A 26,065-nucleotide genomic window follows, 5' to 3' on the forward strand; every position below is an offset into this window, starting at 1 on the left:
TTTTATTTTTCAGATTTAAATAATTCATACGATTGAATAAACGCATCGAAAAATAATTCGCCTTGTTTATCATAACCTGTATTTGAATAATGCACTTTGTCTCTTGCCATTAATCCCATTTTTGAATTAATGGTAATATTTTTATTTCCACCAAAAATATCTAATAAATTCCATACAGCATAGTTTTCTGCTGGTGCCATTTCAATAATTTTCTCGGCATATTTTTCAATATAAATATTTTGAGATTTTCCATGTAAAACTGAAGGTGGTGGCGTAGTTAGTAAAAAAGAAGCTTCTGGACACTTCTGTTTTATTCCGTCAATCATTGTTTTTAAATTTCCGAAATAAGTACCAATATCTTGTTTGTCAAAACTTTCATTTGTTCCTAAAGAAATTATATATAAATCTGCTTCTAAACTTGGTAATTGATCAAAAAACAAAGGGAATTTATTAAAATCACTACTTTTTGCGCCATTTACTCCAATAGAAGAATAAGTAATACCTGGATTTTCATTTTCTAAAATTAAGCCATTTAATGCGTATTCAGTACTGTTTTCATTTCCTATAATTGTAATTTTATCAATCGGTCTTTCAGAACTATAAACATTATATAATGATGTGTTTTCTAAAACAATCGGTTCATAACTATATTTTACAGTTGAAATTGTTTTATAAGTTGTAACCGTTTTGCCTCCAGGTATTTTTAAAATTTTGCCATCTCTAATATTATCAGAAGACAATCCGTTGGCTGATTTTAATTGTTTTAATGAAATGTTATATTTATCAGCAATGCCACCTAAAACTTCACCGGGTTTTACTTTATGAGCACTTATTGCGGGTGTTTTAACCGCCACTTTCTCTTGAACAATATTGCTTTTTTTCGCAAAGGACACATTAAAAATGTTTTCGTTTTTAGGCGAAATGACTTTCAATTTTGTGAAATCGAATTGGGCATCTTTAACTAGAAGATCAATATGAAAATTCTTTTGTTTAGGTTCGAAAGAAATCCCACTAATCCCTACTGGTTTTGATACTTCTGCATATAAATTTCGAGTTGCAGAAAATCCGCTAGAACTATTAAATTTAATAGGTGAACTGTTATTAGTACTTGCTAAACTATATGGAAATGTGAAACCAAAACCGGCATTTCCAAAATTTTGCTGCATTCTGTATCGTATTTTTGCTGTAAATATATCTGCTTGAATATGCGAATCACCAATGTGAACTATTCGAAATTTTCTATCTTGATTTTCTTCTAATTGGTATAACTTATCAAAAGTTGCGGTTAATGCTTTTTCATTAGAAATAACATTATTAAATGCTTCAAAATTAGTAGTATCAATAGCAACCGTAGCACTATCTATAGCAACTTTTACAGTATCGTTTTGCGAAAAACCAAATGCTGTAAAAAATAATATATATATAAACTTATTCATTTAAAGTATCTTTTGTTATGGGTACAGAATCTAGTACCTTTGTTTTGGGTTGGGTTTTTTTCTTAGCTAAAGCTCGTAATATTTTGTACTCTTTATAACCTGTATCTATTTGTTTATAAATGAGTTGTGCAATTTCTTTCGCGCCTCTATGATTAAAATGCGTGTAATCTTTATTTGCTTTTGCTGGTACATTTTCCACCCATTTTACCATAGAACCATCTCCACCCATAAGGGTATACAAATTTACTAAACCAGCTTCCGATTTTACAGCATATCGCTTTTGAGCCATAATTAAAGGGGCAACGGCTGAATCCGATTTCATTTGCATATCGTACTTAGTTGATTTATCGGCAGTTGTAATAATTAAAATTGCAGCTCCTGGAAAGCATTGTTTTACATGATTTACTACAGAAGTCATTTTTCTTTCATACCAAGAATAATTTAATGAATCATAATTTAAAACATTAGTACCAAATTGTAAAATAATTAAATCATAACCCAACTTTTGCTGAAAAGCGTTCATTAAATCAATATTAAATGAACCTAAAGGCAAACCAGAATTTCCTCGAGAAGAAAAATTATCAACATGAATTCCTTTTCCATTATCAAAATTAAATCCGTAAAATGGAATTGAATCTGCTTTTATGAAATTTACTTTAACCTTTTTTAAAGTAGTACCAATTTGAGTTGTATTTAAAATGGCGTTTGGCGTAAGCTTTTTATAAACTGTATCTTTTCCAATAACTTGTCGTAACATTGCTTTTTTATTTTTAGAACTTCCATAAAAAAGTGTTGGATTATTTAAAATACTTGAAAAGCGATTTCTTCCTGCTTTATATTTCACCCATGTGGTATTTACGGTATCTTTTGCAAAAAAAACAGAACCATTGACACCAAATGAACGCAACGGGCTTTTTGTTTTTAAATACGATTGTGTTTTCCAATTTAGAGAAAATTCATGTAAAATAGACCCTCTAGAGGCCGCTGATTCTGATGTAATATTTACAAAACCAACACCTTCTCCTCCAAAAACTCTTTGAAATTGCGTACGAACATCTTGAACAATTAGATCGCCATCAGTCATAGAATCTCCAAAATAGGCAATTCGTGCTTTTCCTTTTTGATTGGTTTCTAATTGGTATAATTTTTCAAAAAACGGAATTAGGTATTGATATCCTTTATATTGTTCGAATTTCTCGCTAGAAAATTTTATTCCAAGTGGATTTTTGACAAAAGAAATGGTTTTGTTGGTTAAAGTGTCTTCTTCAGAAAGATTGGCGCCTTCGGCCACCGCTTCTAACATCAAACTATCTACTACAATATTTTTGCTATTTGCGGTTGCTTCAGGGAAAAGTTTTTTTGGTAAAAACGATTTAAACCCAATAAAAGCTACAATTGCAATTACTACAATTAGCCATGATTGAAAGAAATAGGTTTTGTTTTGGTTCACTTTTATTTTATAATTATAAAATTGTATTTCAAACTTCGTAAATCGTAAATCTAACTTCGTAAATATTACTTTACATACGTTCAGGAACGCTAATTCCTAATAATCCGAAAGCGCTTTTAATTACCTGACTTACTGAATTTGATAGTTGTACTCTGAATACTTTTTTGTCTAAATTATCTTCTCCTAAAATCGACACATTTTGATAAAAAGAATTAAATTCTTTTACCAAATCGTATGTGTAATTTGCCACTAATGCTGGACTGTGATTTTCAGCAGCACTTTGTATCACTTCAGGAAATAGTTGCACTTGTTTGATTAATTCTTTTTCTTTTTCATGCAATTCAGAAAACGTTACTTCCTTGCTATAATCGAAAGTGGCTTTTCTCAAAATCGATTGAATACGAGCATACGTATATTGAATAAACGGTCCAGTATTTCCATTAAAATCTACTGATTCTTCTGGATTGAACATCATTTGTTTTTTTGGATCTACTTTTAACATGTAATATTTTAAAGCTCCTAAACCAATTATGTTATACAAACTGACTTTTTCTGCTTCTGAATACCCATCTAATTTTCCTAAATCTTCTGAAATTTGTTGTGCTGTGGTAGTCATCTCCGCCATTAAATCATCGGCATCTACAACTGTTCCTTCACGGGATTTCATTTTTCCAGAAGGCAATTCTACCATTCCGTAAGATAAATGAAATAAATTTTCAGCCCATTCATATCCTAATTTTTTAAGAATTAAGAACAAAACTTTAAAGTGGTAATCTTGCTCATTCCCAACGGTATAAACCATTCCGCCTATATCTGAAAAATCCCTAACACGCTGAATTGCCGTTCCGATATCTTGTGTCATGTAAACAGAAGTTCCATCAGAACGCAATACAATTTTTTCGTCTAAGCCATCTGCAGTTAAATCAATCCAAACTGAACCATCATCTTTTTTGAAGAAAACACCACGACTTAAACCTTCTTCTACTACATCTTTTCCTAATAAATAGGTGTTACTTTCATAATAATAACTGTCGAAATTTATTCCTAAATTAGTATAAGTTACGGAAAATCCATCATACACCCATTGATTCATGGTTTTCCAAAGTTCAATGATTTCTGGTTTTCCATTTTCCCAATCTAAAAGCATTTGTTGGGCTTCTAAAATAAGTGGTGCTTGTTTTTTGGCTTGTTCTTCAGTTTTTCCTTGAGAAATTAATGTTGCAATTTCAATTTTATATGCTTTATCGAATTCCACATAAAAATTACCCACTAATTTATCACCTTTTAGGCCGGTTGAATTGGGTGTTTGTCCATTTCCAAATTTTTGCCAAGCCAACATCGATTTACATATATGAATTCCTCTGTCGTTGATAATTTGTGTTTTATATACTTTTTTTCCGGATGCTTTAATGATTTCAGCAACTGAATATCCCAATAAATTATTTCTAATATGACCTAAATGCAAGGGTTTGTTTGTGTTTGGTGAACAATATTCTACCATAATCGCTTTTCCACCTTCAGATGGCGTGACAAAACCAAACGAATTATTACTTTTTATACTATTGAAATAGTTTATATAATATTGGTCAGAAATTACTAAATTTAAAAAACCCGCAACCATATTAAATTTTGATACCTCAGCCACGTTTTCTACTAAATATTCACCTATTTTCGTTCCTATTTCTATAGGATTTCCTTTAATTTGTTTTACCAACGGAAAAACCACCATAGTAATATCGCCTTCAAAATCTTTCTTAGTAGATTGAAATTCAACTTTTTCAATAGTAATTTGAAATAGTTTTTCAACGGCATTTTTTATAGGTTCGAAAAGAATCTCATGTAATAACATAATTGTATTTTAAATAGCGTGCAAAGATAGAATTTTTAACCAATTGAAAAGTTCATTTGTAACAAAAATGCACAAATTTTGTCTAATGTACAAAATTCGTATTTTGCACTTTAATTACTCTACCCTTTTTGGGGGAATAATGGGAGTAATTTATTCGTTCAAATCATTAAAAAAAATCATGAAATTAAAACACATTTTTAGCGCCTTAATAGTAGTATTTTCAACAGTAAATTTGCTAGCCCAACAAACAAATCCAGGAATAATTAAAGGAAAAATTATTGACAAAACCTCAAACGAACCAGTTGGTTTTTCAACGGTTAGCGTTTTAGAAGGTCAAAAACCAATTGCTGCCATTTCAACAAAAGAAGACGGAAGCTTTGAAATAAAAAATTTAGAAGTGAAAAGCTATATTTTAAAGGTCAATTTTATTGGGTACTTAGATGCCTCAAGAAAGATAACTTTGACTGAAGAAAACAAAGAAATTAATTTAGGAAATATCACTTTAGAGCAGAATGCTAATACTATTGAAACAGTTTCTATTATAAAGGAACGCTCAACAATTGAACAAAAAGCTGATAGAAAAGTAGTGACTATTGGTAAAGATTTAATTGCCTCAGGAACTACAGCATCGGAAATTTTTAATAACATTCCAACCGTAAATATTGACCCACAAACAAAGGAATTAAGTTTACGAGGCAATAGCAATGTAAGAGTATTAATTGACGGAAAACCAACCAATATTGATGCCGGACAATTATTACAACAAATACCTTCTGCATCTATAAAACAAGTCGAATTAATCACCAATCCCTCTTCAAAATACAATCCAGAAGGAAATAGCGGAATTATTAATATTATTTTAAATAAAAACACGCAAAATGGATTTAACGGAAGTATTACTTCTGGTTACACATTTGGAATTACACCAAAAACAAATCAGTCGTTAAACTTGAATTATAAAGTGGGAAAAGTAAATTTTTATACGAATTATGGCTTTAATCACGGAAGAAATAGAAGCTTTGGTTTTGTAGAATCGGATCGTCCAAATTTAGAAAACAGACAAGATTTCAATTTTGCCAATACCAATACATCGCATTTGGCAAAAATTGGTGTAGATTATTATATTAATGACAACAATACTTTATCGTTTTTTACAAACTGGAATATTGCAGATGGAAAAGGAAATTCAATTACGAATATAAATTATAATAATAATGCAACGTATGCAGATGAACTTCAAACGATTACCAATAACAGCGGAAATATTACGCAAACCTACGATTTAAACTACAAACATAACTTCAAGAAAAAAGGCGAATTAATTGAATTTCAAGCAAATTATGCCAAGACTTCAAGCGAAGACATCTCCTTTTTTAGAAACAATGGCGTATTAAGATTGAATGATATAGATAGCAAAACAAACTATACCCAGTTTAATATTGATTATACGAATCCAATAGACGAAAATTCAAAAATTGAAATGGGTTTTGAAAGTAGAATTCAAGATGGACAGAATAATTTTTATAATGAGTCGTTAAACTTTTATGGCACTAATCCGTTTACTTTTAACAGAAACATTCATGCTTTTTATACCAACTACAGCAAATCTTTTGGAAAATTTAGTGCGCAAGTTGGGGTTAGAATAGAAGAATATACTTTAAAAGCCAAATTTGAAAGAAATGAAAAAAATCCAAATTATTTTGAATCCACTTCGGTAGCAGATGAAATATTTACAGCTTATCCATCTGCGTATTTGTCTTATAAATTAGATGACAACAATACTTTTAATTTAAACTATACCAGAAGAGTAGATCGCCCAAGTATTGGACAAATAAATCCTATTAGAGAATGGACTACGCCTTTGTTAGAATCAAGAGGTAATCCTGCGTTAGAACCACAATTTACTAATTCATTCGAAATTAATCATACTAAAATTTTCAGTCTGGGAAGTGTAACTTCAGCAGTATTTTACCGATTAATTAATGCTGAAATTTCGAGAGTTATTTTTCCGAACCCGTTAAACAATATTCAAAATATTATGTCTTTTGATAATTTTGACAACAACAGTCAATTGGGTGCAGAAATTAATGCCAATTTAAAATTAACAAAATGGTGGACAACCAACGCAAGTGCCGATGTGTATTACAAAACCGTTCGTGGAACCGTTACAAACATCAACACCAACTTACCAGAAAATAAAGAAATAAATGTAACCACATTTAATACGCGATTAAACAACACGTTTACCGCTACAAAAAAATTACGATTTAATTTATTTGGAATGTACAGAAGTCGCGATTTAGGATTGCAATATTTAAGAACACCGATGTACCGTGTAGATTTTGGCGCAAACTATAGTGTTTTAGAAGGAAAAGGAACACTTTCTGCTAGAATGAATGATATTTTTAGAACCCAATATTTTGGATTTAATGGCAATATTCCCTTCCGTCAAGATGGCGAATTTAGATTTGAAAGCAGAACCTTTTACTTAGGTTTCAATTACAATTTTGGAAGCGGAAAAAACAAAGAACTACAACGTAAACAACGTGAAAAAAATGAAACCCAAGGTGGAGGAATGTTCTAGCTTTTGGGTATTTGGTTTAAGGCATAAGGCAAAAAAAGCGTTCAGAAATTCTGAACGCTTTTTTTATTTCTGCTTATTTGCCATTTATAAGTTTACAAAATTATTTATAATTACTTAAACAACTTTAAAGATTATAATAAATTCAAATGAGTTTGTGACTTTTGTAAGTCTATTTTATTTATAATTTAAAAACAGTTCCTATATTTAAATTACCTCCTTTGTTTGTAATTACGTATATCTCATCTTGGTCTAAACCTGTTGCTCCAGAAAAAAATTGATAATCTATCAAAATTCCAATCCTCTTTGAAACTTCTATTTTATAACCTGTTCCAATATTAAATCCACTTTGAATATTTTTAATTTTGGCCCCTAAAATACTTTGGCTTTCTGAGTCATTCAATCTAAAGCTTGTAGTCATACCGATGTTAAAATTCCAATTTCTTTTGCTGCCAAAATGCCAATTTGCATTAATTGGTAGATTAATGTATTCAATTTGAAATTTATCATAAAAAGTTTTTCCGCCCATTTTTTGATACAATATTCCTGTCTGTATACTCCAAATTTGATTAAAATAATAATCCCCAGTAACACCAAAATTTATAGAATTCAATTTCCCAGATGGAAAACCAGAAGCATAATATTTAAATGTGGAATACCCTATTTTAGGGGTTAACTCAATTGCTTTTTTCTCTCTAACTTGAGAATATAAATTGATTGGAAAAAAAATTAATATTAAGTAAACCGTTTTTTTAATTATTTCCATAATAAAATTGAAATTATCTTTATCATCTATATTCTACATTTTATTATCTATACTCTAAAATCACCATCTAATAATAACACTTCCCCAGGTAAAACCAGAGCCAAATGCGGCTAAAACAACTAAATCGCCACTTTTAATTTTACCTTTTTCCCAAGCTTCTGTTAAAGCTATTGGAATAGATGCAGCGGTAGTATTTCCATAATTCATAATATTATTATACACTTGGTCGTCTGACAATTTAAATTTCTGCTGAATAAATTGAGAAATTCTCAAATTCGCTTGGTGCGGCACTAATAAATCAATATCAGAGACCTCTAAATTATTGGCTTCTAAGCCTTCATTAATTACTTCGCTAAAACGAACTACAGCATTTTTAAATACAAATTGTCCGTTCATGTAAGGAAAGTAACTTTCGTCGTTTGGATCATTATCCGCAATAATATCAGTAACCCAGCGTTTGCCCATTCCTGGAGCTATGAGTGCCAATTCTTCAGCGTGTTGCCCTTCTGAATGTAAATGTGTTGAAAGTATTCCCTTATTTAAATTTTCTTCTCTTGAAAGTATGGCTGCTCCTGCTCCATCTCCAAAAATCACTGAAACACCTCTGCCTTTATCAGACATATCTAATCCGGTAGAATGGACTTCGGAACCAATTACCAAAACATTTTTATACATACCTGTTTTAATGTATTGGTCGGCAATTGAAATGGCATACACAAATCCAGAACATTGATTTCTTACATCTAAGGCACCAACTGTTTTTAAACCTAAATCGCGCTGCACTAACACACCAGGACCTGGAAAATAATAATCTGGTGAAAGTGTGGCAAAAATCACAAAATCTATATCTTCTTTGGCAACATTTGCTCGCTGTATAGCAATTTCTGCAGCTTTTACTCCCATAGAAGTAGTAGTATCTTCTCCTCTAATGATATGACGACGTTCTTTAATACCTGTTCTTTCCTGAATCCATTCGTCATTGGTATCCATTATTTTGGATAAATCATCATTTGTTACAATGTTTTCTGGCACATAATAACCTAAGCCCGATATTTTTGAATGGTACATTTAAAAAATATTTACAAGCAAATTTAAGAAAAAATATGCTTTATTTTACTATTAATTTATTGCTTATCTATCTATAATAATTAGATAAACGATGCTTTTTTTTGCTAAATTATACTCTGATTCAAAAAAGAGCATCTGATTTTCATATTTGGCTTCAATCAAATAATATTTTCCTTTAAAATAGGAAGCTACCACCTCAACTTGAATGTCAGATTTTTCTACAATTTGCAATTGATTGGGATACAATAACTGTATTTTACCATTTATTTCTATTTCATTAATCTCACCAAATAAAGCTGCTGTATATTGAAATTTTGGGTGGTTATATAATTTAAAAGGGGTTGCTTTTTCTAAAATGGTAGCATCTTTCAAAACAATAACCTCATCTGAAAATGACAGTACATCGTTAATGTCATGACTGGCAACTATTGTTGTTATTTGTTTTTCTTTTAAATATTGAAATATTTTTCTTCTTAATTTGTTCTTTCTAAAATTGTCAATATGAGAAAAAGGCTCGTCTAGCAACAAAACTTCAGGCTCTTGCGCTAAAACTCTCGCCAAAGCAACACGCTGCATTTGTCCGCCACTTAAAAATTTAGCTTTTACATGTTTAAATTCAGACATTTCTACTAAACTTAGCAATTCGTCTATTCGATTTTGCTTTTCTTTTGGATAAAAATTCGATAAAAATTTTCCTACGTTTTCACCTACTGTAATAAAGGGCATTAAATCAAAATCTTGTGCTAAATATTTCATAAAAGGCATGCCAGGAACAAGATGAAATTTCGGACCTAAAATAGGTTCTGATTTCCAAGAAAGATGCCCTTCATCGCAGTCATACATTCCGTAGATTAATTTCAACAACGTACTTTTACCACAACCACTTTCTCCAATAATGGCTAATTGTTGCCCTTCATCTAATGAAAATGTTAGATTTTGTAAAATAATTTTTTCTTGATAAGAAAAAGAAGGAATGGTTACGTGAAGCATTTGCGAATAGTAAGGAAATAATTCTAAAAATAAAGTGTAAATATATTACTTTAAATGTAACCAAAAAAATATGATGTTTTTGATGAAATAAAAATGTCAATTTGTCAGCAAAAACGAAATTGGTACTTAATTTGACTGTTAATCATCATTAATTTAATTTAAACAAACATCATATGACATCAGGAAAAATTAATGTTTCGGTGGAGAATATTTTCCCATTGATTAAAAAATTTTTGTACAGCGATCACGAGATATTTCTTCGTGAATTAATTTCAAACGGAACCGATGCCACCTTAAAATTAAAACATCTTACCAGCATTGGTGAAGCAAAAACGGAGTACGGAAATCCGATTATAGAAATTAAAATTGATAAGGAAGGTAAAAAACTTCACATTATCGATCAAGGTATTGGTATGACTTCAGACGAAGTGGAAAAATACATTAACCAATTGGCATTTTCAGGAGCAGAAGAATTTTTAAATAAATACGAAGACGCGGCTAAAGATTCTGGAATTATTGGGCATTTTGGTTTGGGATTTTACTCCGCTTTTATGGTAGCTTCAAAAGTAGAAATTTTTACAAAATCTTTTAAAGACGAACCAGCTGCGCATTGGACTTGCGATGGAAGTCCAGAATTTACTTTAGAACCTCACGACAAAACCGATAGAGGAACTGAAATTGTACTACACATTGCAGAAGATTCACTGGAGTTTTTGGAAGAATTTAAAATCCGTGAATTATTGACCAAATACAATAAATTCATGCCGATTCCAATAAAATTTGGAACTAAAAAAGAAGCATTGCCAAAACCAGATGATGCTGGTGATGAGTATAAAACTGAATATATTGATGTTGATAATTTTATAAACAATCCAAATCCAGCTTGGACCAAACAACCAAGTGAATTGTCCGACGAAGATTACAAAACCTTTTACAGAGAATTATATCCTTCTCAGTTTGAAGAACCTTTATTTCACATTCATTTAAATGTAGATTATCCGTTTAATTTAACGGGTATTTTATATTTTCCAAAATTAGGTTCTGATTTACAAATTCAGAAAGATAAAATTCAATTGTATCAAAATCAAGTTTATGTAACAGATAATGTGGAAGGCATTGTACCCGAATTTTTATTAATGCTTAAAGGCGTGGTAGATTCTCCAGATATTCCGTTAAATGTATCGCGTTCTGGCTTACAAGCAGATAGTAATGTAAAGAAAATTTCAAATTACATTACACGAAAAGTGGCTGACAAATTGAAATCGTTATTTACTGAAAACCGTGAGGATTTTGAAGCAAAATGGAACGATATTAAAATTGTTTTGGAATACGGAATGCTTTCTGAACCAAAATTTTATGAAAAATCAGGTGATTTTGTTTTATATCCAACAACCGAAAACAAACATTACACTTTGGCGGAATTAAAAGAAGCAACCAAAGATTTACAAACGGATAAAGACGGAAAATTAGTTGTTTTATACGCATCAAATAAAGAAACACAACACAGTTATATCGATATTGCCACAAACAAAGGGTATCAAGTATTGCTTTTAGATTCTCCAATTGTGTCGCATTTAATTCAGAAATTGGAAGCAGATAATGAAAATTTAACTTTTGCAAGAGTTGATGCGGATCATATTGATAAATTAATCAATAAAGAAGAAGTACAAATTTCTAAATTATCAGATGCTGAAAAAGAAACCTTAAAAACATCCTTAGAAACTGTAATTCCAAAAGCCTATTCTGTTCAATTAGAATCATTAGACAGTGATGCAACGCCATTTATCATTACACAACCTGAATTTATGCGTCGTATGAAAGAAATGAGTCAAAGCGGTGGCGGCGGAATGTTTGGAATGAGCAATATGCCGGAAATGTATAATTTGGTGGTAAATGCCAATTCGGAGTTGGCAAGTTCAATCTTAAAAGCTGATGAAGCAGCACAAAAAGAGTTGGTAAAAAACGCATTAGATTTAGCCAAATTATCTCAAGGCTTATTAAAAGGAGAGGAACTGACTGCTTTTGTAAAAAGAAGTTTTGACACGCTAAAATAATAGTAAGTACTAAATTATAAAATCCTGACAGTTCGTTTTTTCTGTCAGGATTTTTTTTATATTGCAGGAGAAATTCGAAAAATTAGTATTTCAATACTTTTATATGAAAAAATTTTGGTTACATGTCTTGAAAATACTTCTACCAGTTTTTATTTTCTTTTTGGTTTTAGAAATTGCAATAAGAAAAATCCCTAACGATTATCAACTTAAAAAAGCCTATTTAGAGAAAAATGCTGCGAAAATAAATACTTTAGTGTTAGGAAGTTCTCATAGTTTTTATGGCATTAATCCGAAATATTTTTCAAAACACACATTCAATGCCGCTTATGTTTCGCAAACATTAGATTTAGACGAAGCATTATTACAAATTTATAAAGAAAAATTTTCGAATTTAGAAACGGTGATTATTCCAATTTCTTATGCCAGTTTATTTGAAACCTTAGAAACTGATTTTGAAAAATGGCGTTTGAAAAACTATATTTTGTATTACGGTTTTGAAAATAAATATCGTTTTACAGATAATTTTGAAACTTTAAATCATGATATTTTACTGAATATAAAAAAAACTGTGAAGTTTTATGTGTTTGATAAATCATTTATAACCTCATCAAATTTGGGCTGGGGAACAAACTTTAGATCGAAGAGCAACCAAAAATTTGAGGGCGAATTCACAGCCAAAAAACACACCGTAAATAGCTTTAATTTATTTGACGCTAATTTAAAAAGTTTACACAAAATAATAGAATTATGTCAAAAAAAGAAGGTAAAAATTCTGTTTATTACCACACCAACGCATGCTTCTTATTACAAGAATGTAAATAAAATGCAATTATTAAAAACAACCAATACTATAAATGAACTCGTTCAAAAAAATCCAAATTGCCAATATATAAATCTGTTGGACTCAAAAAAATTTATAGCTACAGATTTTCATGATGCCGATCATTTAAATGAACTTGGTGCTAAAAAGTTATCGTTGTTTCTGGATAAAAAAATTAATTCCCAATAACAGTTCCTTCTTCCTTTTTATCATCCTTTAACATGTTTTGCTCAATTTTTGCAGCTTTGTTTTTTGTTGGTAATTTGTAGTTTAAGGTAAAACCGAATTTTCGAGTATCACTTTTATTATAAGACAATAATGGATCATTTATTGGACGGAACAAACTTCTATTCATGTTAAAAATATCATCTCCAAAAATCGTAACAGTTAATTGGTCTTTAAGAAATTTCTTACTAAAAGTCATATCTAAATAATTATTAAATGGTTTATCGGCTACAAAATAAAAGTAGTTTCCACCTGAAGTAATAAAGCCAAACTCGGTAATAAATTTAATGTCTTTAGGTAAAATTATTTGTGACATCAAGTTTAAATTCCAAAATCCTTTTGTTGTAACATTCGGAATTTGATGCAACTGATAACCCGTATACAAGTATAAAAAGTTAATTTTGTCAGGATTAAAATCGAATTTCATTGTTTCTTTTAAGCCTTTTGTAAAAAGCATATATGGCAAAGGAAGAGCGAAATTAAAGTTATGAATTTTAACTTCAGAAACATTAAAATTACTGCTTTGTACTAAGTTTCCATTCAAACTAACTTGTTGAACAACTTGATTTTTCGCGCTACTTAAATTGTAGCCAACGTACGCATAATCGAAAGCGCTAATTTTAAATTCGAAATTATCAAAAATCGTAGGTTGTAAATTTGGATTTCCTACCGAATTTAAATTTTGATTTTGATAAGTCGTATTATTTGGATTTAATGCAGAAGTAGAAGGCAACGTAATTTTCTTATTATAATTCATATTTAAGAAAATTTGTGGCGAAAGATTATATTGTACCGTAGCATTTGGGAACCATCTAAATTGGTCAAACGGAATCAAATCGCCAGTTGTTGTTTTGCCATTAATTTCATATTTTTCGGCTCTAGATCCTAAAATAAAATCAAACTTATTGTATTTAGCTTGAAATTCTAAATAAGTGGCAGCCGTTACTCTTTGATAATCTAAATTTATGGTTCCAAAATTTTTGGCTTCAAAAAGTAATTTTTCATACAAGGCGCCAAAACTAACTTTTCCTTCATCTAAAATTCGTAAGCCTTGCGAATAGTCAAATTTTCCGTTATAATAATTTTGATTCGAAAAATTGTCTAAAACACGATTATTTAAAACATTTGAGAACAAATTGAAATCATTTTTATTGTTGTTATAATTAAAAACAAAATCTAATTTTTGACTTTTATCATCAAATCTTTTCTGATACGTTATTGCAGCATCTTGCCTAGTATTATGCGATTTACCTTTATCTAAAGTAACAAATCCTAAACCAAAACCTTGTGTATCACTGTCACTATTTGCAAGATTTACATCATAATTTAATAATAATCTATCTTTTTTAATGTCAAATGTTACGCCTGATTTTAAAAATTGTGATCTATTTAATTTATCACTTTGCACCTTAGATAAAATGGTGTTGGAACTGGTATTTAAAAATTCGGACCAAGTGGCATTTTCTCTATAATTTTGACCAAAATTTAATTGCCAACTAAAATATTTATTTTTTGCGTTTAACAACACGCTGTTATAAGTCCTAAAACGTGAGGTATCGTATACATTAAAGGCAGTACTAGTTGTATATGTGGCACTTAAATATTTTTTTGCGTTTCTATTTGTAATAATATTTAAAATAGCTCCACCTGAAGTTGCCGGAAATTCGGCGCCTGGCTGCGTAATTACTTCAATTCTTTCTACTGAATTAGCGGGCATTCCTTCTAAAAAAGAATTCAATTCAGCACTTGAAATATTTAAAGGCCTTCCATCTAAAAAAACTTCTAATTGTTTTCCTTGATACAACATTCCTGCCACATCCGAGGAAATTAAACCTGGCAACTGCTTAATGGTTTCCATTAAGGTACCGGCATTTAAATTCGGTTGATCGGAAATATTAAAAATAGTTCGATCGGGCTTTTGTTCAATGGCTTTTTTTTGCTTTACGATTTTAACTTCTTCAATTATATTTTCTTTTAACGCTTCCTCTTTTTTAACTTTTGTAGTATCTTGTTGGGCAAAAGCAAAAAGCACAAAACAAGCGGTAAACAAGAAATTTAGAATAAGTTTTTTCATAATAAAAAAGTGGTTTTTGAATTTAATTACATGTAAGACGTTAAAATTGGATAAAAGTTACACGGTTTTCCGTAAAAGAATTATCTTTAAAAAATTAAATTTTATACTTAAAATAAAAATCAAATGCACTTATCTATAGAAACTCCGGCTTTACTTTTTTCTGCGACATCACTAATTTTATTAGCTTACACCAATAGATTTTTAACCATTGCACAAATTGTTAGAAGTTTGAAAAAAAACTATGATCAGGACAAAAACAAATCGATTTTAGTTGAGATTAAAAACCTCAACCAAAGAATCACACTTATCAGATACATGCAACTTTTTGGTGTTTTGTGTTTGTTTTTATCTGTATTTGCGATGCTTTTACTCTTTTTAAATTACGAAACATCTGGTATTTATGTGTTTGGATTGAGTTTATTAGTGTTACTTATTTCATTGGGGATTTCATTTTGGGAAATTAGTATTTCCGTAAATGCCTTACGCGTTCACCTTAAAGATTTAATGAATGAAAATGATTACTAATTTAGATAATTTTTACAATTCTTAAAATGAGAAATAACATCCTAAAAGGAGTACTATTAGTAGCATTAGGCGCAACAAGTTATGGCATGCTGGCCACATTTGTAAAATTGGCTTATAAGGATGGTTTTACCACCGCAGAAGTAACATCTTCACAATTTATTTATGGTATTCTTGGATTATTATTAATCAATTTATTCCAAAAAATATTCAAGAAAGAAAAAACAAAGACGGCTACTTCAAAAAATGTTTTTCAATTAATGATTGCTGGAACTTCGTTAGGAATGACGAGCGTTTTTTACTACTTATGCGTAAGATATATTGATGTTTCAATTGCAATTGTGTTATTAATGCAAACGGTTTGGATGGGCGTTTTACTGGAATGGTTTTTAGATAAAAAATTACCTTCTAAGCAAAAGATAATCTCGGTTATTATAGTATTATTAGGAACATTTTTAGCCACAAAATTATATGAATTCAACCTAAAATTAGATTGGAAAGGCGTTTTTTGGGGCATTTTAGCTGCTGCATCATTTACTACAACTATGTTTACAGCTAATAAAGTAGCAATAGAAATTTCTTCTGCAGGAAGAAGTTTATATATGCTTTTAGGAGGTGGTGTAATCGTATTTATTTTTTCAGCATTTACACAAGTTGGCGCTTTAAATTTTGATATTTTTAAAAATTATGGGTTGTTTTTAGCGCTATTCGGGACTATTATTCCACCTATATTACTAAATGCTGGTTTTCCAAAAACAGGATTGGGTTTGGGAAGTATTGTAGCCTCTTTGGAATTACCGGTTTCAGTTCTTATGGCGTTTTTAATATTAAACGAAAAAGTTGTAATTTGGCAATGGAGTGGCATCGCATTAATTATTTTAGCCATTGTGATTATGAATCTTAATTTTTCAAAAAAGAAACACTAATTCAAAAAAATAGCAATAAATTAGCGATGTAAATCATCGCTTTTTTTATGCTTAATTTATTTAACCAAGAACCTATATTTTTAAATTTACCCGATGCCGAGTTTATTTATTATCCTAATTTTTTCTCCAAAGAAAAAGCCGATTTGTTTCTAGAAAAATTATACCACGAAACAGCTTGGCAACAAGATGACATTACAATTTTTGGGAAAAAAATAGCCCAACCCAGATTAACAGCACTTTATGGAAATGAAGGAAAATCCTATGGTTATTCAAATATTATTATGCAACCACATCCACTTAATACCATACTTACCTTCATAAAAGATGAAATTGAAAACGAAATAAATGAACATTTTACAACTGTATTATTAAATTTATACAGAAACGAAAAAGACAGTAATGGTTGGCATGCCGATAATGAAAAAGAATTAGGAAGAGACCCAGTTATAGCATCGGTAAGTTTTGGGGAAGCAAGAAAGTTTCAAATAAAACACAATACAAAAAAAGAGATTAAACAATCTTTATTATTAGAGCACGGAAGCTTATTAGTAATGAAAAATGGTGCGCAAGTTCATTATAAACATCAAATTCCAAAGGCTACTCAACCAAAAAAACATAGAATTAATTTAACTTTTAGAAAAATTCTTTAAAAAAAACAGCATTTTTTTGCTTCAAAATATTTTTTTTATTAATATTGATTGTTGAAATATAAAAACAAAAACAGAATAACTAACAAATTATGCTTTTCACTAATGAAAAAAAGTAAAAAGATTGAACTAAATTACGAACAAACTGAACGAGTAATTAGCATGGCGCAAGAGGAAAAAAAACCTTTTGAAGTTATTAAAGTAGAATTTGGCATTACCGAAAGTGATGTAACCGAAATTATGAAAAAGAAACTTTCTAAAGATAATTTTGAACTTTGGAAAAAGAAAGTTGCTGCAGGAAAACCCAAGCCAAAAGCATTTAAAACGAATGTTTTAGATGATGATATTGACGATTTAGATAGTAAATATTATTTTAAAAATAAATTTGATTAATAAAAATCCTGTCTGAAATTAATCACGACAGGATTTTTTTTGTAACAATTTATCTGGTTTAACTACTTATTCAACAAAAAATAATTATAAAAATGAAAAAAGTAGTACTTACCCTTAGTTGCGCCATTTTTTTTATGAGTTGCAAAACGTCTAATGTTACTAATGCAACAAAAAATGACGTATCTGTTAGTATCGATTTGATAAACATTACTGACGACAAAGTAAATGTTACGATAATTAATCCTACAATTACGACTGAAACTACCACGTTTAACATTCCTAAAATTGTTCCGGGAACTTATTCTGAAGACAATTACGGAAGATATGTTGATAATGTTAAAGCTTTTGACCAAAAAGGAAATCCTTTAAAAATTGCCAAAATAGACGAAAATTCGTACACTATTTTTGATGCAACCAAATTAGCCAAAGTAACCTATAATGTTAGTGATACCTTCGATACAGAAGGCGGAGCAGGTTTTGGTGAAAGCGAAGATATTTTTTCACCTGCTGGAACAAACATTAAAGCTGGTGAAAATTTTATGCTCAACACACATGGTTTTGTGGGTTATTTTGAAGGAAAATCTGAAATTCCATACACAGTTGAAGTAAAACATCCTGCAACTTTATGGGGTGCTACCTCATTAATTGATACCAATTCAAGTAACGAAATTGATGTGTTTACTGCCGAAAGATACGGCGCTTTAGTAGATAATCCTATTATGTACTCTAAACCAGATTATACGGAGTTTAATGTAGAAGGAATGGATATCGTAATCAGTGTATATTCTCCAAATGGAAAGTACAAAGCAGCCGATATCACTCCTGAAACAGAAAAATTCATGAGAGCTCAAAAAAAATTCTTAGGTAAGTTTAACACCAATAAAAAATATACCGTTTTATTGTACCTTTCAGATATGGCAGCTAAAGATGCAAAAGGTTTTGGTGCCCTGGAACACATGACTTCAACAACAGTAGTTATGCCAGAAATGATGCCGCTAGAAGCGTTACAAGAGCAGCTAAAAGATGTGGTTTCACATGAATTTTTTCATATTGTTACGCCTTTAAGTGTACATTCAAGAGAAATACATTATTTTGATTTTAACAAGCCACAAATGTCTGAACATTTATGGATGTATGAAGGAATTACCGAATATTTTGCAAATTTATTCCAGATAAATCAAGGTTTAATTTCAGAGGAAGATTTCTACAAAAGAATGAATGGAAAAATTGAGGAAGCAAACGCCATGAATGACAAAATGAGTTTTACAAAAATGAGTAAAAATGTTTTGGAACAACCTTATAAAGACCAATACTTAAATGTATATCAAAAAGGAGCTTTAATTGCTATGTGTATTGATATTCAAATGAGAGAATTAAGCAACGGACAAAGAGGTATTCTTAGTTTAATGCAAGATTTATCTAATGAATTTGGAAGCAATAAGCCCTTTAAAGATGAAGAATTATTTGAAACGATAACTAGAATTACATATCCGCAAATTGGAGAATTTTTAAATACATACGTTGCTGGCGAAACACCAATTCCTTATGATAAATATTTTGCTAAAATGGGTGTTACAAAAGGTAAAACCATCGCTACAGGAAATCCGTTTTTAAAAGACGGAAGAACGCCATTAATTACAGTTGACGGTGCTACAAAACAAATTAAAGCCTTAGAAGATGTTAGCAATAATATTTTTATGACTACTTTAGGAATTCAAGGTAATGATATTTTAAAAGCATTTAATGACAAAGAATATAATTTAGATAATATTTACGATTTAATTATGTCAAGTGAATCTTGGAAAGATGGCGATGCAATTTCAGTAATCGTAACAAGAGATGGAAAAGACATCTTATTAAAAGGAAAAATTAATTTGCCAAAAGAAGAAAAATCAGGATTCATGGCAACGGATAAAGCAAAAGAAGCTATTAAAAATGCTTGGTTAAAAGGCTAATTAAATTGTATCATCAAATATAAAATCCTCAAATTACTATTAATTTGAGGATTTTTTTATTTTCTTTGCAACTCATAAAAAATGAAAAAAACACCTATAAAATGAAAAAAATACTAACAATACTTTTGGTCTTTCTTATAATTGCTTGTAGTAAAAAGGAAAATAATAAAATTGGAAATTTAGAAATATCTGGAAGTGTAGAAGGATTAAAAAAAGGAAAACTATACATTCATCAACTTAATGATACCAATTTAGTTTTGTTAGACAGTATTATTATCTCTGGAAAATCTAATTTTGTAACTCAATTTCAATTGGATGAACCTCAAATGTTGTATTTATCGTTAGATAGAGGAACTACGGAATCTATCGATAATAGTATTCAATTTTTTGCAGAACCGGGTAAAATGAAAGTAGAAACTACTTTACAAGGTTTTTATTCCAATGCTAAAATTTCAGGCTCTGAAAATCAAAAAGTGTATGAAAATTTCTTAAAAATTAAGTCGAAATTAAATGATGAAAAGTTAGATTTGTTGGAAAAAGAATTAAAAAACAAAAAAGCAAATAATGCCGCAATAATTAAAGAAATTCAAAATAAACGCGACAAACTAACGATTAGAAAATATTTATATACTGCTAATTTTGCACTAATAAATCCAAAATATGAAGTGTCGCCTTATATAGCTTTAAGTGAAATTCCAGATGCAAATATAAAATTATTAGATACCATCAATAAAATGTTAGTTCCAAAAGTAGCCAAATCTAAATATGGAAAACGTTTAAATAAATGGATTGCTGAAAGAAAAAAAACAGAATAAAAACAATATAATTTCTTTTGGGATTCTGAAACAAGTTCAGAATGACAGAATTAAGCAATTCTTTTCGTTATGCAATTAATTATAGATGCCACATTTAATAAAATCAATTATTCAAACGAATTATTTGAAACTGCGGAATACGATACCTGTATTTTTGACTCCTGTACTTTTATTAAAACAACGCTTTCAAACAGTATTTTTGCGAATTGCGAATTTATCAATTGTAAATTTGAAGCCCCAATTATCAGTCAGACTTCATTTAAAGACATTTTATTTCAAGAATGTACACTTTTAGGGATTCCATTTGAATATTGTAATGATTTTTTATTTGAAGTTTCCTTCGATTCTTGTGTCTTACAAGTCTGTTCATTTTTCAAAATGAACTTAAAAAACTCAAAGTTTAAAAATTCAAGAATTATTGATGTTGATTTTTCTAATGCTAATCTTACAGGTGTGAAATTTGATTCTTGCGATTTATCGAAATCTATTTTTGACGCAACAAATTTAGAAAAAACCGACTTTAGTACAGCTATTCATTTTTCGATCCATCCCGAAAATAATATACTAAATAAAACTAAATTTTCAAACGAAAATTTAAGCGGTCTTTTAAATAGATATAATTTGGATATTACTTAATTTCTAACCTTGAAATTAATGGAAAATGATCGCTATTGTAAAAATCATTTAATGTTTCAAAACTTTTAATCTGAATGGTTTTATCTGCAAAAATATAGTCAATTCGTGCTGGATAATATTTAAAATTATAGGTTTTACCAAACCCATCTCCATTTGATTCAAACGCGTCTTGCATCGGGCCTTTTATGGTTCTATAAACAAATGAAAAAGCACTATTATTCATATCGCCACAAATAATTTTTTTGTACTTGCATTCGCTAAAATGTTGTTTTAATAATAAGGCTTGCTCTTGTTGTTTGGTAAACGCACTACTAATTTTTCTGAAAATATATTTGGTTTTGGATTCGTTCATTTTCTGAATTTCCTCTTCTTCAATATCGGTACTAATTTTTATTGATTGTAAGTGCATACTATAAATTCGCAACGTATCTTTATCTTTAATAATATCGGCATAAACGGCATTATTTGTAGAATTTGGAAAATTAATAACACCTTTGTCTATAATTTTATATTTAGAAAAAATAGCATTTCCTACGATAATATTTTTGCCTTCTTTAAAAACGTGTTTGTACTTATAATTCGAAAATTGTGTTTTTTCTAAATTCGAATACTCTTGAATACATAAAATATCTGGGTTTTTTTCAGTTACAAATTCCGCAATTTTAGTTGGTATATTCGCTTTTTTGTTCCAATTAAATTTATTGAACAAACGAACATTATAACTCATAATAGTGAACTCTTTTTCCGATTTTGGTAACGTTGTGGGTTTTAAATTATAAAACTTATTGATAAACGTAATACCTAAAAGCAACACCAAACCAGAAACGAAAATATATTTTTTAAATTGTAATAACCAATACATAAAAAACAATACATTCACGACCAAGAAAAAAGGCAAAAACAAGGTTAAAACACTCAAAAAAGGGAACCATTTGGGCGCTAAAAAAGGCAACAAATAAGCCATTAATGTAGTAATCGCAACGACTATATTAATAAACAACATTGTTTTTGAAATAAATGACATTTTTTTTAGCATCTATTTATTGGCTGCAAAAAGAAATTCTTTTTCTTCTTTGGTTAAACTTTCATATCCCGATTTACTAATCTTTTCAAGTATTTCATCAATCTGTCTTTGTGTGAAATTCACATCTGAAACACGAACGGATTGATACTTTTTTACGGGGTTATTTTTATACACTTTTTTAAATGTACTGGTTTTTTTCTTTTTTACTGCAAAAATGGCACTTATATCAATTCCTTTTTTCATTAACATAGCAAAAACAAATCCAACTAAACCACCAGACAAATGTGCAATATGACCTCCCGTGTTTTCTGTAAGTAACTGTGCTATATCTAAAAAAATATAAAAAAATGCCAAATGCCAAATTTTAAAATAACCAAGTAATGGCAATCGTATCGAATAGTTTGGTGCAAATGTGGCAACAGCCATAAAAACAGCCATAATGGATGCACTTGCACCAACTATTAAATTGGTATAATTAAAGAAATATCCGAACGCAACAAAAATTAAACCCGCAAAAAAACTGCCTAAAAAATAAACCGTTAAAAAATGTCTGGTTGTAAAAAATGTATAAAATAACGTACTAGTATAATACAAGAATATCAAATTGAATAGTAGATGAATCGGCTTAGAATGCAAAAATCCGTAAGTAAATACTGTCCACGGAAAGCGTAAAGCATCGTAGTAATTGGACGACAAAGCCAACCAGTTGGGATATTGAAACTGATTAGCAACAAAACTAAAACACAAAGCACTAATAATGAATACCAAAATATTAATAAAAATTAACTTTTGAGAAACATCACCCGTTTTGTATTGTTGCTTTATTTCGTTTAAAATACTCATTTAACGCATCGCTTTTTACTTTTTACTTCTCACTTTTTTACCTAATTCCATCTTGTGTGCGAAAACTTATTTTTTCGCCAAAGCATCATCAAAATAAAACCTGATAGTGCACCTCCAATATGAGCAAAATGTGCAATATTACCACCTCCAGAAAATATTGAAAAACCAGTTACACCAGAAAATAAATCTAAACCAACGATTATGGGTACAAAAAACTTCGCTTTAATAGGTACTGGAATAAACATCATCATCAATTCTGCCATCGGAAACATATAAGCAAATGCTACTAACAAACCATAAATGGCGCCAGAAGCACCTACACAACTTCCATAAATTAAAGATAATTTATCAAATTGAGCTTGTGTGCAATTCACATTATTTAAAATTTGACTAACTTTTCCTGTTGATTGACCACTTGAATTAAAAACGTTACTTAAAGGTGTGTCAAAAATAACCTGCATATCTTGAGCAGATAGACCTAATTCGTTAACAACTTGATGAATTTCATAATAATTCATGCCTGTTTGAACCAAAGCTGCTCCTAAGCCACAAACGATATAAAAAAACAAAAACTTTTTCCCACCCCAATAATGTTCTAAAGCCGAACCAAAAGAAACCAATGCGAACATATTAAATAAAATATGCATCAAATTTGGCATAGGCGCATGCATAAACATATGTGTAAAAGGTTGCCAAAATCGGAACTTTTCACTTTCAAAGTAAAACAAAGATAATGTTTCGTAATTTTGAGGTAAGGCCTGACTCAAAATAAAAACTAAAACATTTATTATTAATAGTTGCTTTACAACTGGTGTCATATTATTGAACATACTTAAAATCTTTTATCTAAATCTTCTGTGGTTAATGTAATAAATATAGGTTTTTGAAACGGGGAAACATTTGGCTCTTTACAGGCAAATAAACCATTTACAATATTTTCTAATTCAATAGTATTTAAATGTTTGCCCGATTTTATTGCAACACTTTTTGCCATAAATTTAGAAATACTATCGCTTAATGAAAAACTATCCTCTGGTAAATTTTCTTGCAAATTATAAATCAAATCGTGTAAAATCTCAGTTACATTTGTATCCGAAATTTGGGCTGGTAAACCCGAAATAATTACCTCATCCAATCCCATTTTTTCAAAAGCAAAACCAATCCCTTCTAAATTAGGTTGAATTTCTTTTAAATACATCATTTCATCTCTAGAAAACTTAATTTCCAAAGGAAACAACAACTGCTGACTTGAGGCTAGATGAACAGTTATGTTTGTTAAAAATTGTTCATATAAAATACGTTGATGGGCTCTATTTTGATGAATCACTAATAATCCAGATTTGATGCTATTGATAATATATTTTCTATTAAATTGATAGATTAAAGTCTGACTTTCTGTCGATTTATCATCAAATAATTTACTGGCTACTAAATCTGTCTCAAAATAATCATTTGAAACTTCAGTGGCGTCTTGTTTTAAATTGGTATATAAACTTTCCCAATGAGGTTGCGCTGATTTACTTTTTTCATAAGAATGTGAAGCCGAATATTTTTTAGTTTCAGGTTCGAAAGGGTTGAAAGATCGATCCACCTGAATGGTTGGTGAACCTAACGTTTTATCTTTGTAATCATAAGGAACATCTAAATTAGCATCTCTTTCAAAATCCAGTATAGGCGCTACATTAAACATGCCTAGACTGTGTTTCACAGTGGCGCGCAAAATAGCGTATAACGCTTGTTCATCGTCAAATTTTACTTCTGTTTTTGTAGGATGAATGTTTATATCAATAGTGTGCGGTGGAACTTCTAAAAATAAGAAATAACTGGGTTGGTTATTATCTCGTAATAAGCCATCATAAGCATTCATGATAGCATGATGCAAAAATGGACTTCGTATAAATCTATTATTGACCAGAAAAAATTGTTCTGTTCTATTTTTTTTTGCAAATTCGGGCTTTCCTACAAAGCCACTAATTTTCAAAATTTCAGTTTCTTCAGTTACAGGAACTAATTTTTCATTTGTTTTACCACCGAAAATATTTACAATTCGCTGGCGATAATTAGAACTTGGTAAATTAAACACTTCACTGCCGTTACTAATCATAGTAAAACTGATGTTAGGATGAGCCAAAGCTACGCGTTCAAATTCATCAATGACATGTTTTAATTCGATATTATCCGATTTTAAAAAATTTCTACGAGCGGGAATATTAAAAAATAAATTTTTTACTAGAAACGAAGTTCCTTTTGGTAAAACGGCCACCTCTTGTGAAATTAATTTACTTCCTTCAATAATGATATGAATGCCTAATTCTTCTTGATCTTTTTTGGTTTTCAACTCTACGTGAGCAACTGCTGCAATTGACGCCAATGCTTCTCCTCGAAATCCTTTTGTATGTAAAGCAAATAAGTCTTCCGCATGACGTATTTTAGAAGTAGCATGACGCTCAAAACACAATCTTGCGTCGGTAACATTCATTCCTAAGCCATTATCAATGACTTGAATAAGCGTTTTTCCGGCATCTTTTACAATAAGTTTAATTTCGGTTGCCTTTGCATCAACGGCATTTTCAATCAACTCTTTAACTACAGAAGCTGGACGTTGCACCACTTCTCCAGCAGCAATTTGATTGGCTACATGATCAGGTAATAATTGAATGATTCCAGACATTAATCTGTTTTTTTTATTTTGGTTATGTTACAAATTTAAGAAATTAAAAACTTTATTTTATATCACAAAAAATACAAATTTGTAAAAGTTAATAACAAAAATTCTATGTAAAATAAAAAATCACAGATTACCACGAATGGAAACCTGTGATTTTTGTTTTAATTAACTTTATTAATTTAATATCGTTTATTCAATTCTATCATTTTAATAGCGGCAATTGCTGCTTCAATTCCTTTGTTTCCGTGCTTTCCTCCACTTCTATCGATAGATTGTTGCATCGTATTATCTGTTAAGACACAAAAAATAGTAGGCACATCGTA

At 29.9% G+C, this 26,065-nt stretch carries 22 protein-coding genes; 10 read left to right on the forward strand and 12 right to left on the reverse strand.

Translation table 11 applies throughout. From position 1 onward, the window contains the following. Window positions 1-2: 2 nt before the first annotated feature. From ACIQ2I_RS01185 to argS, 3 genes are all read right to left on the reverse strand, one after another. Window positions 3-1,436 carry a GDSL-type esterase/lipase family protein gene (locus ACIQ2I_RS01185; protein WP_396180607.1) on the reverse strand — a complete coding sequence of 478 codons (1,434 nt, stop codon included), beginning with the start codon at window positions 1,434-1,436 and terminating at the stop codon, window positions 3-5. After that, window positions 1,429-2,886 carry a hypothetical protein gene (locus tag ACIQ2I_RS01190; RefSeq protein WP_396180608.1) on the reverse strand — a complete coding sequence of 486 codons (1,458 nt, stop codon included), beginning with the start codon at window positions 2,884-2,886 and terminating at the stop codon, window positions 1,429-1,431. The genes ACIQ2I_RS01185 and ACIQ2I_RS01190 overlap by 8 nt, the downstream gene beginning before the upstream one ends. 70 nt (window positions 2,887-2,956) lie before the next feature. After that, window positions 2,957-4,735, reverse strand: coding sequence for an arginine--tRNA ligase (gene argS, locus ACIQ2I_RS01195; protein ID WP_396180609.1), 1,779 nt, complete (start codon window positions 4,733-4,735; stop codon window positions 2,957-2,959). A gap of 178 nt (window positions 4,736-4,913) precedes the next feature. Between argS and ACIQ2I_RS01200 the strand changes: the two genes are divergently transcribed. Further along, a complete protein-coding gene (locus tag ACIQ2I_RS01200; protein WP_396180610.1) occupies window positions 4,914-7,319 on the forward strand; it encodes a TonB-dependent receptor domain-containing protein in 2,406 nt (801 codons plus the stop codon). Between the two features lie 178 nt (window positions 7,320-7,497). On the opposite strand, the gene ACIQ2I_RS01205 is transcribed toward ACIQ2I_RS01200, so the two are convergent. The 3 genes from ACIQ2I_RS01205 to ACIQ2I_RS01215 form a co-directional block, all read right to left on the reverse strand. Then, window positions 7,498-8,082, reverse strand: a complete 585-nt coding sequence (locus ACIQ2I_RS01205; RefSeq protein WP_396180611.1) for an outer membrane beta-barrel protein — start codon at window positions 8,080-8,082, stop codon at window positions 7,498-7,500. A 60-nt stretch (window positions 8,083-8,142) separates the two neighbouring features. After that, window positions 8,143-9,150: a 3-oxoacyl-ACP synthase III family protein gene (locus ACIQ2I_RS01210; RefSeq protein WP_396180612.1), complete on the reverse strand. Its 1,008-nt coding sequence runs from the start codon at window positions 9,148-9,150 to the stop codon at window positions 8,143-8,145. A gap of 63 nt (window positions 9,151-9,213) precedes the next feature. Next, complete coding sequence (locus ACIQ2I_RS01215; RefSeq protein WP_396180613.1) at window positions 9,214-10,140, reverse strand: ABC transporter ATP-binding protein; 927 nt, start codon at window positions 10,138-10,140, stop codon at window positions 9,214-9,216. Between the two features lie 173 nt (window positions 10,141-10,313). Between ACIQ2I_RS01215 and htpG the strand changes: the two genes are divergently transcribed. Then, entirely contained in the window at window positions 10,314-12,194 is a 1,881-nt protein-coding gene (gene htpG / locus ACIQ2I_RS01220; RefSeq protein WP_396180614.1) for a molecular chaperone HtpG, read from the forward strand. Between the two features lie 103 nt (window positions 12,195-12,297). Continuing rightward, window positions 12,298-13,203 (forward strand): hypothetical protein, encoded by a 906-nt coding sequence (locus ACIQ2I_RS01225; RefSeq protein WP_396180615.1) that lies wholly within the window; start codon window positions 12,298-12,300, stop codon window positions 13,201-13,203. Here ACIQ2I_RS01225 and ACIQ2I_RS01230 read toward each other — a convergent pair. Beyond that, a complete protein-coding gene (locus ACIQ2I_RS01230) occupies window positions 13,190-15,313 on the reverse strand; it encodes a TonB-dependent receptor domain-containing protein (protein WP_396180616.1) in 2,124 nt (707 codons plus the stop codon). The genes ACIQ2I_RS01225 and ACIQ2I_RS01230 overlap by 14 nt on opposite strands. A 123-nt stretch (window positions 15,314-15,436) precedes the next feature. Between ACIQ2I_RS01230 and ACIQ2I_RS01235 the strand changes: the two genes are divergently transcribed. The 7 genes from ACIQ2I_RS01235 (at window position 15,437) to ACIQ2I_RS01265 (ending at window position 21,207) form a co-directional block, all read left to right on the forward strand. Further along, complete coding sequence (locus ACIQ2I_RS01235) at window positions 15,437-15,838, forward strand: DUF2721 domain-containing protein (protein WP_396180617.1); 402 nt, start codon at window positions 15,437-15,439, stop codon at window positions 15,836-15,838. A 26-nt stretch (window positions 15,839-15,864) separates the two neighbouring features. Further along, window positions 15,865-16,761, forward strand: a complete 897-nt coding sequence (locus ACIQ2I_RS01240; RefSeq protein WP_396180618.1) for an EamA family transporter — start codon at window positions 15,865-15,867, stop codon at window positions 16,759-16,761. A 47-nt stretch (window positions 16,762-16,808) separates the two neighbouring features. Next, complete coding sequence (locus ACIQ2I_RS01245; RefSeq protein WP_396180619.1) at window positions 16,809-17,411, forward strand: alpha-ketoglutarate-dependent dioxygenase AlkB family protein; 603 nt, start codon at window positions 16,809-16,811, stop codon at window positions 17,409-17,411. A gap of 102 nt (window positions 17,412-17,513) precedes the next feature. Beyond that, complete coding sequence (locus ACIQ2I_RS01250; protein ID WP_396180620.1) at window positions 17,514-17,801, forward strand: DUF2805 domain-containing protein; 288 nt, start codon at window positions 17,514-17,516, stop codon at window positions 17,799-17,801. Window positions 17,802-17,893: 92 nt separating this feature from the next. Continuing rightward, window positions 17,894-19,756 (forward strand): peptidase M61, encoded by a 1,863-nt coding sequence (locus ACIQ2I_RS01255; protein ID WP_396180621.1) that lies wholly within the window; start codon window positions 17,894-17,896, stop codon window positions 19,754-19,756. 101 nt (window positions 19,757-19,857) lie between these two features. Next, the gene (locus ACIQ2I_RS01260; protein ID WP_396180622.1) at window positions 19,858-20,571 is read left to right on the forward strand and encodes a DUF4369 domain-containing protein; all 714 of its coding nucleotides are present in this window, start codon (window positions 19,858-19,860) and stop codon (window positions 20,569-20,571) included. A 69-nt stretch (window positions 20,572-20,640) separates the two neighbouring features. Beyond that, complete coding sequence (locus ACIQ2I_RS01265; protein ID WP_396180623.1) at window positions 20,641-21,207, forward strand: pentapeptide repeat-containing protein; 567 nt, start codon at window positions 20,641-20,643, stop codon at window positions 21,205-21,207. Here the strand turns inward: ACIQ2I_RS01265 and ACIQ2I_RS01270 are convergent. From ACIQ2I_RS01270 to ACIQ2I_RS01290, 5 genes are all read right to left on the reverse strand, one after another. Then, window positions 21,200-22,231 carry an endonuclease/exonuclease/phosphatase family protein gene (locus ACIQ2I_RS01270; protein WP_396180624.1) on the reverse strand — a complete coding sequence of 344 codons (1,032 nt, stop codon included), beginning with the start codon at window positions 22,229-22,231 and terminating at the stop codon, window positions 21,200-21,202. The genes ACIQ2I_RS01265 and ACIQ2I_RS01270 overlap by 8 nt on opposite strands. A 12-nt stretch (window positions 22,232-22,243) precedes the next feature. Then, complete coding sequence (locus ACIQ2I_RS01275) at window positions 22,244-23,074, reverse strand: rhomboid family intramembrane serine protease (protein ID WP_396180625.1); 831 nt, start codon at window positions 23,072-23,074, stop codon at window positions 22,244-22,246. Between the two features lie 41 nt (window positions 23,075-23,115). After that, window positions 23,116-23,904 (reverse strand): rhomboid family intramembrane serine protease, encoded by a 789-nt coding sequence (locus ACIQ2I_RS01280; protein ID WP_396180626.1) that lies wholly within the window; start codon window positions 23,902-23,904, stop codon window positions 23,116-23,118. A gap of 2 nt (window positions 23,905-23,906) precedes the next feature. Further along, window positions 23,907-25,745 carry a DNA mismatch repair endonuclease MutL gene (gene mutL / locus ACIQ2I_RS01285; protein ID WP_396180627.1) on the reverse strand — a complete coding sequence of 613 codons (1,839 nt, stop codon included), beginning with the start codon at window positions 25,743-25,745 and terminating at the stop codon, window positions 23,907-23,909. Window positions 25,746-25,921: 176 nt separating this feature from the next. After that, window positions 25,922-26,065, reverse strand: a 144-nt coding sequence (locus ACIQ2I_RS01290) for a 6,7-dimethyl-8-ribityllumazine synthase (protein ID WP_396180629.1), incomplete at its 5' end; no start/stop codon positions are given.

This window comes from Flavobacterium sp. (assembly GCF_044368995.1).
GTDB lineage: Bacteria > Bacteroidota > Bacteroidia > Flavobacteriales > Flavobacteriaceae > Flavobacterium.